This is a genomic window from Bifidobacterium scardovii JCM 12489 = DSM 13734 (assembly GCF_001042635.1).
Taxonomy (GTDB): Bacteria; Actinomycetota; Actinomycetes; order Actinomycetales; family Bifidobacteriaceae; genus Bifidobacterium; species Bifidobacterium scardovii.
The window spans coordinates 2,057,950-2,074,044 of the sequence record NZ_AP012331.1 but is presented as its reverse complement, the minus strand read 5'-3'; the positions used below and the strand labels follow the sequence as shown (position 1 = coordinate 2,074,044).

At 65.7% G+C, this 16,095-nt stretch carries 12 protein-coding genes; all 12 read left to right on the top strand.

What is annotated here, in order from left to right:
* The first annotated feature begins 27 nt into the window (after positions 1-27).
* The 12 genes from BBSC_RS08580 to BBSC_RS08525 all read left to right on the top strand — a co-directional run bounded on the left by BBSC_RS08580 (position 28) and on the right by BBSC_RS08525 (position 16,093).
* Positions 28-1,086 carry a tyrosine recombinase XerC gene (locus BBSC_RS08580; RefSeq protein ID WP_374042840.1) on the top strand — a complete coding sequence of 353 codons (1,059 nt, stop codon included), beginning with the start codon at positions 28-30 and terminating at the stop codon, positions 1,084-1,086.
* A 325-nt stretch (positions 1,087-1,411) separates the two neighbouring features.
* The gene (locus tag BBSC_RS08575) at positions 1,412-3,058 is read left to right on the top strand and encodes a peptide ABC transporter substrate-binding protein (protein WP_033519263.1); all 1,647 of its coding nucleotides are present in this window, start codon (positions 1,412-1,414) and stop codon (positions 3,056-3,058) included.
* A 494-nt stretch (positions 3,059-3,552) separates the two neighbouring features.
* Positions 3,553-4,479 (top strand): ABC transporter permease, encoded by a 927-nt coding sequence (locus BBSC_RS08570; protein WP_033519262.1) that lies wholly within the window; start codon positions 3,553-3,555, stop codon positions 4,477-4,479.
* A gap of 18 nt (positions 4,480-4,497) precedes the next feature.
* Complete coding sequence (locus tag BBSC_RS08565; RefSeq protein ID WP_033519261.1) at positions 4,498-5,469, top strand: ABC transporter permease; 972 nt, start codon at positions 4,498-4,500, stop codon at positions 5,467-5,469.
* A 17-nt stretch (positions 5,470-5,486) separates the two neighbouring features.
* Positions 5,487-7,502 (top strand): dipeptide ABC transporter ATP-binding protein, encoded by a 2,016-nt coding sequence (locus tag BBSC_RS08560; protein ID WP_033519260.1) that lies wholly within the window; start codon positions 5,487-5,489, stop codon positions 7,500-7,502.
* Positions 7,503-7,621: 119 nt separating this feature from the next.
* Positions 7,622-8,482 carry an exodeoxyribonuclease III gene (locus tag BBSC_RS08555; protein WP_033519259.1) on the top strand — a complete coding sequence of 287 codons (861 nt, stop codon included), beginning with the start codon at positions 7,622-7,624 and terminating at the stop codon, positions 8,480-8,482.
* 101 nt (positions 8,483-8,583) lie between these two features.
* The gene (locus BBSC_RS08550; protein ID WP_033519258.1) at positions 8,584-9,402 is read left to right on the top strand and encodes a DUF3710 domain-containing protein; all 819 of its coding nucleotides are present in this window, start codon (positions 8,584-8,586) and stop codon (positions 9,400-9,402) included.
* Between the two features lie 145 nt (positions 9,403-9,547).
* Entirely contained in the window at positions 9,548-10,255 is a 708-nt protein-coding gene (locus BBSC_RS08545) for a DUF3159 domain-containing protein (RefSeq protein ID WP_033519257.1), read from the top strand.
* Between the two features lie 32 nt (positions 10,256-10,287).
* Positions 10,288-11,547 carry a class I SAM-dependent RNA methyltransferase gene (locus BBSC_RS08540; RefSeq protein WP_033519256.1) on the top strand — a complete coding sequence of 420 codons (1,260 nt, stop codon included), beginning with the start codon at positions 10,288-10,290 and terminating at the stop codon, positions 11,545-11,547.
* Between the two features lie 104 nt (positions 11,548-11,651).
* Complete coding sequence (locus BBSC_RS08535; protein WP_046726174.1) at positions 11,652-12,227, top strand: hypothetical protein; 576 nt, start codon at positions 11,652-11,654, stop codon at positions 12,225-12,227.
* A gap of 224 nt (positions 12,228-12,451) precedes the next feature.
* Entirely contained in the window at positions 12,452-13,057 is a 606-nt protein-coding gene (locus tag BBSC_RS08530) for a transglutaminase-like domain-containing protein (RefSeq protein ID WP_046726177.1), read from the top strand.
* 522 nt (positions 13,058-13,579) lie between these two features.
* Complete coding sequence (locus BBSC_RS08525; RefSeq protein WP_033519255.1) at positions 13,580-16,093, top strand: HAD-IC family P-type ATPase; 2,514 nt, start codon at positions 13,580-13,582, stop codon at positions 16,091-16,093.
* The last annotated feature ends 2 nt before the right edge of the window (positions 16,094-16,095 follow it).

Genomic DNA, 16,095 nt, shown 5'->3' with positions numbered 1-16,095 from the left:
ATACCAAACGGCCGTGATGGGGGAGCGATGATGGATTTCGGACAGGAACTCGACGACTTCCTCACGTACCTCAAGGCCAACCGCGGGCTGAGCGGCAACACGATCAAGGCGTACCGGTCCGACGTGGAGGAGTGCCTGCACCTGCTCGCCCTGAGAGGAATCCCCTTGATCGGCGCGATCACCACCGATGATCTGCGCGGCTGGATGGCCCGCGACTCGCGCACGCACGCCCGTTCGAGCATGGCGCGCAAGGTGGTCGCCGTGCGTGTGTTCTTCGCATGGGCCCACGAGCACGGCCGCGTGCCGGAGGACCCGGCGGCGGTGCTGCTCACGCCGAAGATCCCCGACGCCCTGCCGACCGTGCTGACCGAAGCGCAGGCCGAACAGCTGATGGACGTGGAGTCCGATGCGCCGGGCGGGCCCGCCGGGCGATCCCGATCGGACCGTCCGGATGAGGCCGGCTCCGATCCGAAGCGTGCGGAAAGCGCGGCAAAGGGCGCACGAGGCGACGACACCGCCGCGGCGATCACGCTGCGCGACACGGCCATGCTCGAACTGCTGTACGCGACCGGCATGCGCGTGGCCGAACTGGTCGGGCTGGACCTCGATGACGTGTACGCCGACAACCGCACGGTGAAAGTCACCGGCAAGGGCAACAAGCAGCGGGTGGTGCCCTTCGGGGAGCCCGCGATGCGCGCGCTGGAGACCTGGATCGCCGAAGGCCGCCCGGTCATAGCGGATGCGGCGCGGCGCCGGAGGAACGGGGCTCCGTCCGGCGATCAAGGGGGCAACGGCCAGCCCGCCCGTGCGGGCAGGGCGCTGTTCCTCGGCGCACGCGGCGGGCGGATCGACCAGCGCGTGGTGCGCGAGGTGGTGCACGCCCGGGCCCGCGAGGCCGGCGTGCCCGATATCGGGCCCCACGCCCTGCGGCACAGCGCGGCGACCCACATGCTCGACGGGGGAGCCGACCTGCGCGAAGTGCAGGAGATGCTGGGCCACTCCTCGCTGAAAACCACGCAGCGGTACACCCACGTCTCCATCGAGCAGCTCAAGTCGCGGTACGCCCAGGCCTTTCCCCGCGCCTGACCACGAGAATTAACATGCGCGTAACACGATCGGTGCTTTCGCCGCAACGAGAAAAAACACACAACTATAGCGCCGTCGAATGAAAGAACGCTGGGAATTGCTTGGCGTTTCAGGCAAAAGACGGGTCCTTCCCGGGCCGGGAGCCCGATCGGCCGAGCCATTTCGCGGCATGGGCGGTCGATTAGGCGATGTCGAAAACTCGGGTAACAATAGAAACCAATCGGCAAAGGGGTTGGCGTCTGATCGTGAACACGGGCAGGCCAGCCCCTTTTGCGTGATGCCGGGGTGCTGCGCCCCGGCCAGTAGTTCAGAATAGGAGAACTTCATGAAGAAGCAAGCTTTGGCTCTCGTGGCCGCCGCCTCCGCGGTCGTCATGATGCTGAGCGGCTGCGGCGCGTCCAACAACGCCTCCAACAACGCTGCCAGCGACGGCAAGATGATCATCACGGCCGGCGATTCCGAGCCGCAGAACCCGCTGGTTCCGGGCAACACCAACGAGACCGCCGGCGGCGTGGTCATCGATCTGGTCTTCTCTCGCCTGGTGTCCTTCGATGACAAGGGCAACGCGAAGAACGAGGTCGCCGAGTCCATCACCCCGAACGAGAACGCCACCCAGTACACCATCAAGCTCAAGAGCGGCTGGAAGTTCACCGACGGCACCCCGGTGACCTCCGAATCCTTCACCAAGGCGTGGAGCTACGTGGCCAACGCGAAGAACGCGCAGAAGGGCTCCTCCTTCTTCTCGACCATCAAGGGCTTCGACGCGCTGCAGAAGGCCGACAGCCTCAAGGGCGACGAGCAGCTCGAGGGCCTCAAGGTCGTCGACGACTCCACCTTCACTGTGGACATGAACCAGCCCGACGCCACCTTCCCGATCAAGGTCGGCTACTCGGCGTTCTCCCCGCTGCCGGAATCCTTCTACAAGGACACCAAGGCGTTCGGCGAGAAGCCGGTGAGCAACGGCCCGTACAAGGTCGAGTCCTGGGACCACAACAAGGAAATCAAGCTCGTCAAGAACGACGACTACAAGGGCAACCGCACCCCGAAGAACGACGGCATCACCTTCAAGATCTACACCGAGGATGACGCCCAGTACGCCGACGTGCAGTCCGGCAACCTCAACGTGATGGGCTCGGTCCCGGCCTCCGCCACCAAGACCTTCGAGCCGAACAAGAAGGTCCAGGCCTACAACAAGGCCGGCTCCGTCTCCCAGACCTTCACCATCCCGGCGAACCTCGAGCACTTCGACGTGACCACCGAGGAAGGCGTGCTGCGCCGCCAGGCCATCTCCATGGCCATCAACCGCGAGCAGCTCACTGACAAGGTGCTCAACGGCATCGGCACCCCGGCCGTCGACTTCACCTCCCCGCTGACCCCGGGCTACTCCGACTCCCTCAAGGGCGTCGAGAACCTGAAGTTCAACGCCGCCAAGGCCAAGGAACTGTGGGCCAAGGCCGACGCCATCTCCAAGTACGACGGCCAGCTGACCTTCGCGTACAACGCGGACGGCGGCGCCAAGCCGATCTACGACGCCATCGTCAACCAGCTCAAGAACAACCTGGGCATCGACGTGGCCACCAACCCGATGCCGACCTTCCAGGAGTTCCGCAACGCCGTTTCCGAGCGCCAGATCAAGGGCGCGTTCCGCACCGGCTGGCAGCCCGACTACCCGTCGGCTGAGAACTACCTGTTCCAGCTGTACGACTCGGCCGCCGCCGACGGCAACGGCTCGAACGACGGCGACTACAAGAACCCCAAGTTCGACGACCTGATGACCAAGGCCTACGCCGCGCAGTCCACCGACGACGCCAACAAGCTGTACCAGCAGGCGCAGGAGATCCTGCTCAACGACCTGCCGGCCATCCCGCTGTACTACAGCAACGCCGTGGCCGTGACCTCGCTGGACGTCCAGGGCTTCGAGATGAACTGGCAGAACGTGCCGATCTACGAGAACCTGACGCTGTCCAAGTGACCGCAACGGTGACCGAAGCTCCGGCGGGCGGGCATACGGCCGATTGACGGCCCGGTGACCGCACGCCGGCGGCACGACATGACAAAGGCGGGGGACGAACGATTCGTCCCCCGCCTTTGTCATGTCTGCGTTGCGCCAGTGGTCTGCGACATGGTGATTCTGGCTCCCCTCAGCGAGGGGAGCCAGAATCACTCAACGAAGCAGTGATATGAACTGCCGCATGTCGTCTCCGCCGCCATCCCCGTGCGGCGCGATGCGCCCGTGCGTGCCGTCGGCGAGTGCCGGCCCCCGCTGGCGTCCGGATCGTGGTGCCTGATGGACCCCGATAAACCGCGGAAAATCGCCGTATTGTCATCTTCACGTCATCATCACGAAACATTACGACCGACCTATGGGGTAGACTTACGGGGTACTTAGCGATCGGACAGCATGTTGCGCGCCCATGGCGCGCCTTATTTTTGATGCGGCCGGTCCATAAGAATAAGGAGAAACCGATGGGCAAATATCTTCTGCGACGTATTCTGCAGATGATTCCCGTGGTTCTCGGTGCGACACTGCTGGTCTATGCACTCGTCTTCGCGCTGCCGGGCGATCCGGTCAAGGCGATGTTCGGTGACAAGCCGGTCAATGAAGCCGTCGCCGCCCAGATCCGCGCCGAATACAACCTCGACAAGCCATTCATCGTCCAGTACCTGCTGTTCCTGAAGAACGCGTTCACGCTGAACTTCGGCAACACCTTCGCCGGGCAGCCGGTCATCAGCGAAATCGCCCGCGCGTTCCCGGTGACCATCCGCCTCGGCATCATGGCGTTCTGCTTCGAGGCCATCTTCGGCGTCATCTTCGGAGTCATCTCCGGTCTGAAGAAGGGCAAGTGGTACGACACGGTCATCCTGATCGTATCCCTGCTGCTCATCTCCGTGCCGACCTTCGTCACCGGTTTCGCCGGCCAGTATTTCCTCGGCGTGCAGTGGAGCATCATCCCGGTGACCGCCGGCTCCGACCCCGGCTTCTACGATCTGCTGTTCCCGGCCATGGTGCTCGGCTCCGGATCGATGGCGTACATCATCCGCCTGTCCCGTTCCGAGATCTCCTCGAACATCGCCGAGGACTACGTGCGCACCGCGCGCGCCAAGGGCATGAGCAACGGCTCCGTGATGCTGCGCCACGTGCTGCGCAACTCGCTGATCCCCGTCGTCACCTACCTCGGCCAGGACCTGGGCGCCCTGATGGGCGGCGCGATGATCTCCGAGCAGATCTTCAACATCCACGGCGTCGGCTTCCTCACGTACCAGAGCATCCTCAAGGGCGAGGGCAACCTTGTGGTGTCCATCGTCACCCTGCTGCTGCTCATCTTCGTGATCTGCAACCTGATCGTCGACCTGCTGTACGCGGCGCTTGACCCGCGTATCCGTTACGCCTGATAGGGAGGGTGGAATCCAATGACTGACGAAAAGACCACATTCCCCTCCGACGAGGTGCTGCCCGGACAGGAGCGCTACGTCGCCCCGATCGACGAGACCCCGCTGCAGGACGTCGACAAGGTCGACGAATCCGCCCCGGCCACGAGCATGTGGGCCGACGCGTGGCGCACGCTGCGCAAGAACCCGCTGTTCATCATCTCGGGCATCATGATCATCTTCATCCTGATCGTGGCGCTCTTCCCGGGCCTGTTCACCAAGATCGACCCGAACTACTGCAACCTCGACAACTCCCTGGGCGACCCGGAGGCCGGCCATCCGTTCGGCTACGACTTCCAGGGCTGCGACGTGTTCGCGCGCACCGTGTACGGCACGCGCACCTCGCTGTCCGTCGGCATCCTGAGCACTCTGATCGTGGTGTGCGTCGGCACGCTGATCGGCGCGGTCGCCGGCTTCTTCGGCGGCTGGGTCGACGCGCTGCTGAGCCGACTGATCGATATCTTCTACGCGATCCCGTTCCTGCTCGGCGCCATCGTCGTGCTGCAGATGTTCCGCACCAACAGCTCCATCTGGAAGGTCGTGCTCGTGCTGGCCCTGTTCGGCTGGGTCTCCACCGCGCGTATCGCCCGAGGCTCGGTCATGGAGGCCAAGAACCTCGAGTTCAACACGGCGTCGACTGCCCTCGGCTCCACGCCGATGCGCAACCTGTTCCGCCACATCATCCCCAACGCGATGGCCCCGATCATCGTGATCGGCACCACGTCGCTCGGCTCCTACATCGTGTCCGAGGCCACGCTGAGCTTCCTCGGCATCGGCCTGCCGACGACCACCGTGAGCTGGGGCGGCGACATCTCCCAGGCACAGACCAACCTGATGACCAACCCGATGGTGCTGTTCTACCCGTCCGTGGCACTGGCCCTGACCGTGCTGAGCTTCATCATGATGGGCGACGCCGTCAAGGACGCGCTTGATCCGAAGAGCCGCACGGCCTGACCTGAAGGATGAGTGACATGACTAAGAACATGAATACCAACGAGAAGCTCGTCGAGATGCAGAAGGCCAACGGTCCGCTGCTCGAGGTGAAGAACCTCGCCATCGACTTCACCACCGACGACAAGCGCGCCGTGCACGCCGTGCGCGACGCCTCCTTCAGCGTCTACCCGGGCCAGTGGGTGGCCATCGTGGGCGAGTCCGGTTCGGGCAAGTCCACCTCCGCCATGGCCGTGCTCGGCCTGCTGCCCGGCACCGGCCATGTGGTCTCCGGCTCCATCAAGCTCGACGGCCAGGAGATCGCCGGCCTCAAGCCCAAGGAGTACGACAAGCTGCGCGGCACCAAGATGGGCCTTGTACCGCAGGACCCGATGAGCAACCTGAACCCGGTGTACCGCATCGGCACGCAGGTCAAGGAGGCGCTCAAGGCCAACGGCATGGACGTCGCCCACGAGAAGCGCTCCGCCCTCGCCAAGGCGCTGGCCGGCGACGAGGTCGCCGTCAAGGGCAACGAGGACGAGACCTTCATCGGCTCGGCCGAGCTGCCGGCGCTGCTCGACGCCGCCAAGGCCGCCCTCGCCGGGGCCGGCGTGAGCGGCGAGAAGGCCGACAAGGCCATGGAACGCTTCAAGGACGAGTGGGTCCCCGGTTCCGAGACCCGCTGGCGCGTCGCCGACGACCTCATCAAGGCCGGCGTGAACGACGACAAGGCCTGGGAGATCGCCAAGAAGCACGTCACCGGCTCCACGCTGGATGACCGCATCGCGGGCCTGCTGTCCGAGGCCGGCCTGCCCGACGCGGCGACCCGCGCCCGCCAGTTCCCGCACGAGTTCTCCGGCGGCATGCGCCAGCGCGCGCTGATCGCCATCGGCCTGGCCTGCCGCCCCGACCTGCTCATCGCCGACGAGCCGACCTCAGCGCTCGACGTGACTGTGCAGAAGAAGATCCTCGACCACCTGCACATGCTCACCGACTCGCTGGGCACCGCCGTGCTGTTCATCACCCACGATCTGGGCCTGGCCGCCGAGCGCGCCCAGCACATCGTCGTGATGTACAAGGGCCAGGTCGTCGAATCCGGCCCGTCGCTCGAGGTGCTCCAGCACCCGCAGCACCCCTACACCAAGCGGCTCGTGTCCGCGGCCCCCTCGCTGGCCTCCCAGCGCATCATCTCCGCCAAGGAGCATGGCGAGGACGCGACGGCGCTCATGGAGCACCACGTCAAGGGCGAGGCCGCGATCGAGAAGAGCGAGAACATCATCGTCGTGGACCACCTGACCAAGGAGTTCAAGCTGCCGCGCAAGAAGGAGATGTTCAAGGCCGTCGACGATGTGTCGTTCTCGGTCAAGCGCGGCACCACCACCGCCATCGTGGGCGAGTCCGGCTCGGGCAAGTCCACCGTGGCGAACATGGTCCTGAAGCTCCTCGAGCCCACGGACGGCACCGTGACCTACGAGGGCAAGGACATCTCCGGCTTCAAGGGCAAGGAGCTGCTGGACTTCCGCCGCCACGTGCAGCCGGTGTTCCAGAACCCCTACGGCTCGCTTGACCCGATGTACTCGATCTTCCGCTCGATCGAGGAGCCGCTGCGCATCCATAAGATCGGCGATGCGAAGAGCCGCGAGAAGCGCGTGCGCGAGCTGCTCGACATGGTCGAGATGCCCGAGTCCGTGATGAGCCGCTACCCGAACGAGCTGTCCGGCGGCCAGCGCCAGCGCATCGCCATCGCGCGAGCCATGGCCCTGAACCCGGATGTGATCGTGTGCGACGAGGCCGTGTCCGCGCTCGACGTGCTCGTGCAGGACCAGGTGCTGCGTCTGCTCAACGACCTGCAGGCCGAAAAGGGCCTGAGCTACCTGTTCATCACCCACGATCTGGCCGTCGTGCGCCAGATCGCCGACGAGGTCGTGGTGATGCAGCATGGCAAGCTGGTCGAGCACGCCACCACCGATGAGGTGTTCGACCACCCGAAGATGAAGTACACCCAGGATCTGCTCGACGCGATCCCCGGCGGCAAGCTTCAGCTCGGTCTCGACTGATCCCGCGGTATAGGCCGTGCATCCGCGCGGTCGTCATCTGTCCCGTTGGGCCCCTTCCCTCCCGGAAGGGGCCCAACGTCGTATCCGGGCGGTCCGCGCGCCCTGTGTAGGATGGAGCCATGACCATCACCATCACCACGTCCAACGTCAACGGCATCCGCGCGGCCAGGCGCAAGGGGATCGAAGCGTGGGCCGAAGCCAATGCTCCCGATGTCTGGTGCATGCAGGAGGTCCGCGCGCCGCAGGCGGAACTCGACCCGATCATCGACGCGCTGGCCGGCGCCTACGTCTCCGCCGGCCGCGTCGCGGATCGGGACGGGCTGCATGCGGCGAACGAGGTGTGCCGCATCAAGGGCCGCGCCGGGGTCGCCCTGCTGTCCGACCTGCCCGTCGCCGAGCGGCGCTACGGCCTTCCCGGACTCGACGACGACGTGGACTCCGGGCGGTGGATCGAAACCGACGTGACCACGCCGCAGGGCTACCGGATCACCGTCGCGTGCGTGTACGTGCACTCCGGCGACGCCGACGACGAGACGAAGATGGCGCAGAAATACCGTTTCCTCGACGCGATGCTGTCGCGCCTCGGCGAGCTGCGCGACCGGGCGGCCGCCGGCGGCGACCAGGCCGTGCTGTGCGGCGACTTCAATATCGCGCACACGCCGCTCGACATCAAGAACGCCAAGGCCAACGTCAAGCATTCCGGATTCCTGCCGGCCGAGCGCGCCTACGTCGACCGGTGGCTGGGGGAGTACGAGTTCGTCGACGTGACGCGCATGCTCGCCGGCGACATCCAGGGGCCCTACACCTGGTGGAGCCAGCGCGGACGCGCCTTCGACAACAACGTCGGCTGGCGGCTCGACTACCAGTTCGCCACCCCGGAGCTCGCCGAGACCGCGCGCGGCTTCGTCATCGACAAGGCCCCGACCTACGACGCCCGCTGGTCCGACCACGCCCCGCTCACCGTCACCTACGACGTGTGAGCGCCGCCACGGCCGTTCCGCGCGGGCCGGTTACCAGTCAATTACAAGGCGGGGTGCTACGCTAGTCGAGGTTGCAACCGCATACGAAACGAGGAAACATCATGGGACTGTTTGGATTCGGCAAGAAGAAGCATCGGGACGAGGACGTCGCTGATCAGACCGCCGAGACCGCGTCCGAGGGCGCCGAAGCCTCCGCCGAGCCCGCCTACCCGACCGAGGCCGTCGCCGCGTACGAGGGGCGCGGCGAGGAGTACGGCCCGTGGGACGTCAACGACGAGGACGTGCCCGACTATGACGACTATCTCGATCTCGGCGCCTACTACCTGCCGTTCCTGATGGGCATCCAGCTGCGCGTCAAGGCCAGCCGCGCCACGCAGCAGGTGCTCGGCACCACGATCACCTACGGATCGTCGAGCCTGGAGATCGAGGCGTTCGCCGCGCCGAAGACCCTTGGCCTGTGGGACGACGTGCGCGCCGACTTGCTCAAGGCGAACGCCAACGCCAGGGAGGAGTCCGGCGTGTTCGGCACCGAGGTGAAGCTGCCGGTCAGCATCAAGGGCGGCAAGACCGTGAACACCCGCATCGTCGGCGTGGACGGCCCGCGCTGGATGCTGCGCGGCATCTTCTCCGGCAAGGCCGCGACCGACGCCGCCGACCAGGAGACCGTGGCGCTGAACAAGTTCTTCGCCGACATCGTCGTGGAGCGCGGCGAGGAGCCGCTGGCCCCTCGCGACCTCATCCCGATGCACCCGCCCGTCGCCCCCGCCGAGCGCAAGGCCGCCAAGGCCGCGGCCGAAGCGGAAGGCAAGGAGCACCTCAAGGACATCCCGGACAAGCCGACCGGCCCGTTCGACTCCGACCAGCAGACCGAGGTGAAGACCACGCTCTCCCGCGGCCCGATGTTCTCCGAAGTCCGCTGATTCCATGTCGTGCGCCCGCTGGCTGAGCTGTCGAACGGAGTGAGGCTGAGGGTGGTCCAGCCGAGATGGTGACCACCCTCGGTCAGCTTCGCTGACAGCTCCCGCCAGCGGGAGCGGGGGATGCCCACGCAAAAGAGGAAAAGACTTGGCAGACAACAAACGCACTGGCCTATCCGCGCTGGCCGACGCCGGCGATGATGGCGAGGATTTCTCCGTCATCGATGCCATTGGCGGCCCTCGCGGCGTCATCGAATCCATGCTGCCCGGCGTGGTATTCGTCGTACTGTTCGTAGCCACGAGCAACCTGAACCTCACCATCGCGGTTTCGGCGGTACTGGCGGTATTGCAGGTGATCGTGCGACTGATTCAACGCCAGTCGGTGATGGGTGCGGTTTCCGGCTTGATAGCGGTCGGCATCTGCCTGATCTGGGCATGGCAAACCCACGAAGCCCGCAACTATTACATTTTCGGCTTTATCACCAATGCGGGTTATGCCGCGTTGCTCGCCATCTCACTGATTGCGCGAGTGCCCGGTCTCGGCTTGGTCGTCGAGTTCATCCGCAGTCTGCCCACTGAGCATTTCAAAGCGTGGTTCCGCGATTGGATGGATGACAAGGCTTTGAAGCGCGCCTACATGATCGTCACCGGTCTGTGGGTCGGCCTGTTCCTGCTGCGTCTTATTGTGCAGGTGCCGCTCTATCTGACCAATCATGTGGCCGCGCTCGGCGTAACCCGGCTGCTGATGGGCATCCCGTTCTGGGCGCTGGCCATCTGGGTGTCCTACCTCATCATCGCCACGCCGATGCACCGCCACAAGGCCGCGGCCGCCGCGGCCAAGGACACGAACGACTGACGACCAGTTTTCCCGAAAGGACATCAACACCCATGGAAGCCACCGTCCGCATCGAACGATACGCCGATCAGGGCCGCTGCGTCGGTCACATCGATGGGCGCGTCGTGTTCGTGCGATTCGCCCTGCCCGGCGAGCTGCTGCGCATCGCCCTCGACGAGCCGCATGACCGCGACGACCGGTTCTGGACCGGCGAGACGGTGGAGGTGCTCGAGGCGAGCCCCGACCGCGTCGATCCGGCCTGGCCGCTCGCCGGCCCGCTCGCCATGGGCGGCGGCGTCGGCGGCGCCGACCTCGTGCATGTCAGCCTCGACGGCCAGCTCCGGTGGAAGGCGGTCACCGTCTCCGAGCAGCTCAGCCGCCTCGGCCACGTCGAACGTGCCGTGCCGGTGACGCGCGTCCTCGGCGACGAGGACCTCGGCGGATTCCACTGGCGCACCCGCATCGAGATGATCGCCGACGACGACGGCAGGCCGTCGATGCGCCGGCGCGGCTCGCACACCCGCGTGCCGCTGGACACGATGCCGCTCGCCTCCGAAGCGCTGCTGTCCGTGGCCGATGCCGAACGCGTCTGGGACGGCGGCTTCGAGCCCGGCTCGCAGATCCGCCTGTCCGTGCCCGAACCGCGTGGCGGCGCGTCCATCGGCGACAACTACGCCGTCCTGGTCGACGGCGAGCTGCGCGCCGGCAGCAGGCGCCTCATCGAGCGCGCCGCCATCGCCGGCGCCGCATTCGAGTACGAGGTCGACGCGAACGGTTTCTGGCAGGTGCACCGCCAGGCCCCGATCGAACTCGCCGGCCATGTGATCGATCTGGCCCGCCGCGAGCTGGATGGCGCCGCATCGGTCTGCATCTGGGACCTGTATTCGGGCTCCGGCCTGTTCACGTTGCCTCTGGCCACGCTTGCCGCGCCGCGCACCCGCATGCTCAGCGTCGAGGGCGGCCGCACCGCGGTCAAGAACGCGCAGCGCAACCTGCGCCACCGCAATCTGACCGACGTCGACGCGCGCTGCGGCGACGTGGCGAAGACGCTCGCCCATGTGCCGGCGCATCTGGCGCATCCCGATCTGGTGGTGCTCGATCCGCCGCGCGCGGGCGCCCGCGCCAAGGTGTGCCGCCAGATCGCGGCCGCCGGGCCGAAATCGGTGATCTACATCGCATGCGACCCGGCCAGTCTGGGTCGCGACGCCGGAACGCTGCGCGAGCTCGGCTACGATCTGGCCGCCGTGCGCGCATTCGACATCTATCCGATGACCCACCACGTCGAGACCGTCGCGCTGTTCCGTCGCGTCTGAGACGCCGGATGGGATGAGTGAGCCGGGCCGTGTCCTCGCGAAGGGCGCGGCCCGGCTCGTTCGCATCGGACGAACCGGGCCGCGAGCCGCTACAATCGGATGGTATGAAGCATCGTCATCGCCGTCTGCCGGCCGCCGCGCTGGTCGTGGCCGCATGCCTGTCCCTGTCCGCATGCGAGCCGGCCGGCAAGGCCGTGGGGGATACGCACGAGACGGAACCCAAGGTTGCGCACATCGGCGAGATCCGCTCCGACGTGACGGTCGGGCTGATCGGCTCGACCAGCCCCGACCTCGACCGGATGGCGCTCGACCAGCTCGACGCGGCCGACCTGTCCGCCGTCTATGTGGCGACCACGGACACGGACGACCCGACTGCGGCCGCGTGCCAAGGCGTTGCCGATCTGATCGAGCGTCGTGCCTCGATCATCGTGATCAGCGGGATCGACGTGACCGAGGCGAACGCCGATGCATGGGATCAGGCGCTGCACGCGGCGCGCTCGGCCGGCTTCCCGGTCGCGCTGCTGGCCCCGGTGGCCCCGCCGGCCGACGAATCGCTGTACGCGGCCACGCTGACCGTCAACGACCGCGCGGCGACATCGGTCCCGCTCGATCAGGCGCTGATGACGATCATCGACGACCGGCCGCACGAGCGCAATCTGATGGTCTCCACGCTGCACTGAGCTGTGTCCCAGCCGCACATTGGCGCGACCTGCGATTTGTGGGACACGCAATCGGGGACGACATGGCTCCAGCCGCCAGCCGTCGATTGGAACATGGCCGTTTTACGCGAGTCCTGTCTTCCGGAAGGGGCAAAATAGGCCGTGGGCATGTCCCACAAATCTCGGAGGGCTTTTCGGGGCAGAAGGTATCATGGTTTTACACGATGCTCAGAGGGAGAATCACGATGACGGTGTTGCGGCAGCTGGAGTCATCCTTGGATACGTATCTCGAGGAGAATCCCTACGTGGATTATTCGGATGCCTCGATTCGTGAGCTGTCCGCCACACTGTCCGCAGACGCGACCGACCTGTTGGCGTACATGCAGCGAGCCTTTGAGTATGTGCGCGATGAGGTGCCTCATTCATGGGATATCCAGTCCCGCCGAGTGACGGTGACTGCTACGGAATGTCTGCGATACCGGACAGGTATCTGCTACGCGAAATCGAACTTGTTGGCGGCGCTGCTTCGCGTCCGGCATATACCGACGGGCTTCTGCTACCAGCGTCTCATGCTGGGGACCACTCCGGGAAGCGGCTACTGCATCCACGCCTTGAACGCGATCCATTGGAAGGACGCCTGGCATAGACTGGATGCTAGGGGCAACAAGCCCGGTGTCGACGCCCGCTTCGATTTGGACGTCGAACGGCTGGCCTTCCCCGTCCATCCGGAACAGGATGAGATTGATTATCCGGAGATCTACGCGCAGCCGTTGTCGGTTTGCATGAGTACGTTGGAAAACAGCGTTGATGCCATTGACATGTATCTGCATCACCTTCCTGAACGGCTATGACATGGATCTCATGGCGCTTCGTATCGGAGTCGCTTGGAAGATTCAGTTCATGTCCATGGTGTTGGTGGTAATCCAGTTGTATGGAACAAAGACTGCGTACAGCAGCTCTCCACCGACGTCGACGCCTACGAAAGCGGGGTCGGCATCAGAACAGGCTGGGCCGGACGATCACACTAACCAACGACACGTCCGAATAAGACCCACGTTTCTTTACTTAACCCACACTTTCCGACCCTTAACCCACTCAAAAAAAGAGAACCCCCAGTGCATCACGGCTGAGTCGAAGACCGTCCGGAGAGGCCCATTGGGGGAATTCATAGAATACGATAGTGGGTTATGAGTTAAAGGTCAAAAAGTGACCGTGTTTCGCCAGCTGAGCGTTCCCGTCGTTCCGGAGTCCTGAGACGCTAGCATTGCGTAGATGGAATGGCGCATCCAGTGTCGGTGGAAGCACTCTGGGAACACCCTGATTCAACCCTGAGAATGAGTGTTCCGGACGCCGGATGCGGGTAGGCTGGTATCATGAGTCTTTCCTTTCCCGACACGTCCCATACCGGTCTGACGGCCGCCGATGTCGCCGCCCGTCTTGAGGACGGCCGTGCCAACACGGTCAAGACCTCCACCTCACGATCGGTCGCCGATATCGTGCGTGCCAACGTGTTCACGCTGTTCAACGGCATCATCCTCGCCGCGATGGTGCTCGTGCTGATCACCGGATCATGGAAGGACGCGGTCTTCGGCCTGGTCATCCTGCTCAACACCGGCATCGGCATCGTCACCGAGCTTCGGGCCAAGCGCACGCTCGACAAGCTGTCGATCCTCGTCGCCGCGAACTACATGGTGCGCCGCGACGGCGCCGACGTCGAGGTATCGCACGACGGCATCGTGCTCGACGACCTGCTGTGGATCCGCTCGGGCGATCAGGTGCCCGCCGACGCCGAGGTGCTCGAGACGTACGGGCTCGAACTCGACGAGTCGATGCTCACCGGCGAGTCGCGCACGGTGCGCAAGGACGTGGGCGACCCGGTGTACTCGGGATCGACGGCCGTCTCGGGGCTGGCGCTGGCCCGGGTGAGCGCGGTCGGCGAGCACGGCTACGCGGCCAGGCTCACCGCGCAGGCCAAGGTCTACAAGAAGACCGTCTCCGATCTCAACAAGGGCATCAACACGATCCTCAAGTTCATGACGTTCCTCGTCGTGCCGCTGTGCGTGCTGCTCATCGTCTCGCAGATCCACACGGTCGGCGGTTGGTCCGAGGCGATCGCGACCGGTGAATGGCGTTCGGCGGTCGTCTCCGCCGTGGCCGGCGTGGTCGGCATGATCCCCGAGGGCCTCGTGCTGCTCACCTCGCTCAACTTCGCGATCGCGGCGATGCGGCTGGCCCGCAAGAACACGCTCGTGCAGGAGCTCGAATCGGTCGAGACGCTCGCCCGCGTCGACTGCCTGAACCTCGACAAGACCGGCACCGTGACCGATGGCGGCATCGCGTTCGATCGGATCGTCATGCTGGATGAGCCCGGGGCGGCGGGACGGCAGGATGCGTCCGCCGCCGGCGACGAACGCGCCGCGACGCAAGCCCTGTATGATCTGTCCAACGAGGAGCAGCCCAACGGCACCGGCACGGCCGTGCTCGCCGCATTGAACGCCCAGGGCTACGCGCCCGGTCCGGTCGCGGCGCGCGTGCCGTTCTCCTCGGCCCGCAAATGGAGCGCGATCGTCACCGCCGAGGGCGTGTGGACGATGGGCGCGCCCGAAGTCATCATCTCGGCGCTCGACGGCGACCACACGGCCGTGCTCGACCAGGTCAACGCCTACGCGAATCAGGGCGAGCGCGTGCTGCTCGTCGCTCACCGGCCCGGTGCGCCGGCCGATCCGTCCGGCTTCGCCGACGAGCCGGCGTTCGACCCGGCCTCGACGCCGATCGCGCTCGTGCTGTGCTCCGAACACATCCGCGACGATGCCGAGCGCACGCTCGCCTGGTTCCGCGAGCAGGGCGTGCGCTGCCGTATCATCTCGGGCGACAACCCGGTCACGGTCGGCGCGATCGCGGCCAAGGTGCGTCTGACCGGCGAGCGCGAGCCGGTCGCCAGGGACGCGCGTACGCTGCCGAAGAACACCGCCGAGCTCGCCCGGGTGCTCAAGGACGTCGACGTGCTCGGCCGCGTGCTGCCCGACCAGAAGAAGGCCATCGTGCAGGCGTTGCACGCCACCGACCACGTCGTGGCGATGACCGGCGACGGCGTCAACGACGCGCTCGCCATCAAGGAGGCCGACCTCGGCATCGCGATGGGCAACGCGGCGCCGGCCACCAAGGCCGTGGCGCAGGTCGTGCTCGTCGACTCGAAGTTCAGCCATCTGCCCGACGTCGTGGCGCGGGGCCGCCAGGTCATGGCGAACATGGAACGCGTCGCCAGCCTGTTCCTGGTCAAGACCGTGTATTCCGCGCTGATCTCGCTCGGCGTGGTCCTCACCGCCATCCCGTTCCCGTACCTGCCCCGCCACATCACGTACATCGGCGGGCTGACGATCGGCGCGCCGGCGTTCATCCTCGCCCTGGCGCCGAACACGCGCCGCTACATCCCGGGATTCCTCAAGCGCGTCGTGCGCTTCGCGCTGCCCGGCGGCATGGGCATCGCCCTGTCGGTGCTGATCGCCTCGTGGGCGCTGCCCGGCATCATGGGGTGGAACGTCGAGCGGGACGGCGATCTGGCCTCGCTGCGCGCCACCTGCGCGATCATCGTGTTCGTGCTCGGCGTGCTTGTGCTCGCCCGCGTGGCGCAGCCGCTCGACTCGTGGCGAGGCATCCTGGTCGCCGGCTTCGCGGCGGCCGGCGTGATCGGCATGTTCATCCCGTTCGTGGCGAATTTCTTCGCCCTCGAGGTGCCCACCGGGCGGGTGCTGGCCGGCACGGGGGTGGCCCTGCTGCTGTCGGCCGCGATCTTCGTGCTGTGCCATATCATCATCGAAGCGGTGGCGCGAATTGTCTCACGTAACAATCCGACACGCCAGAGCGGGGGTAACGTTCCTGTATCGTAAAC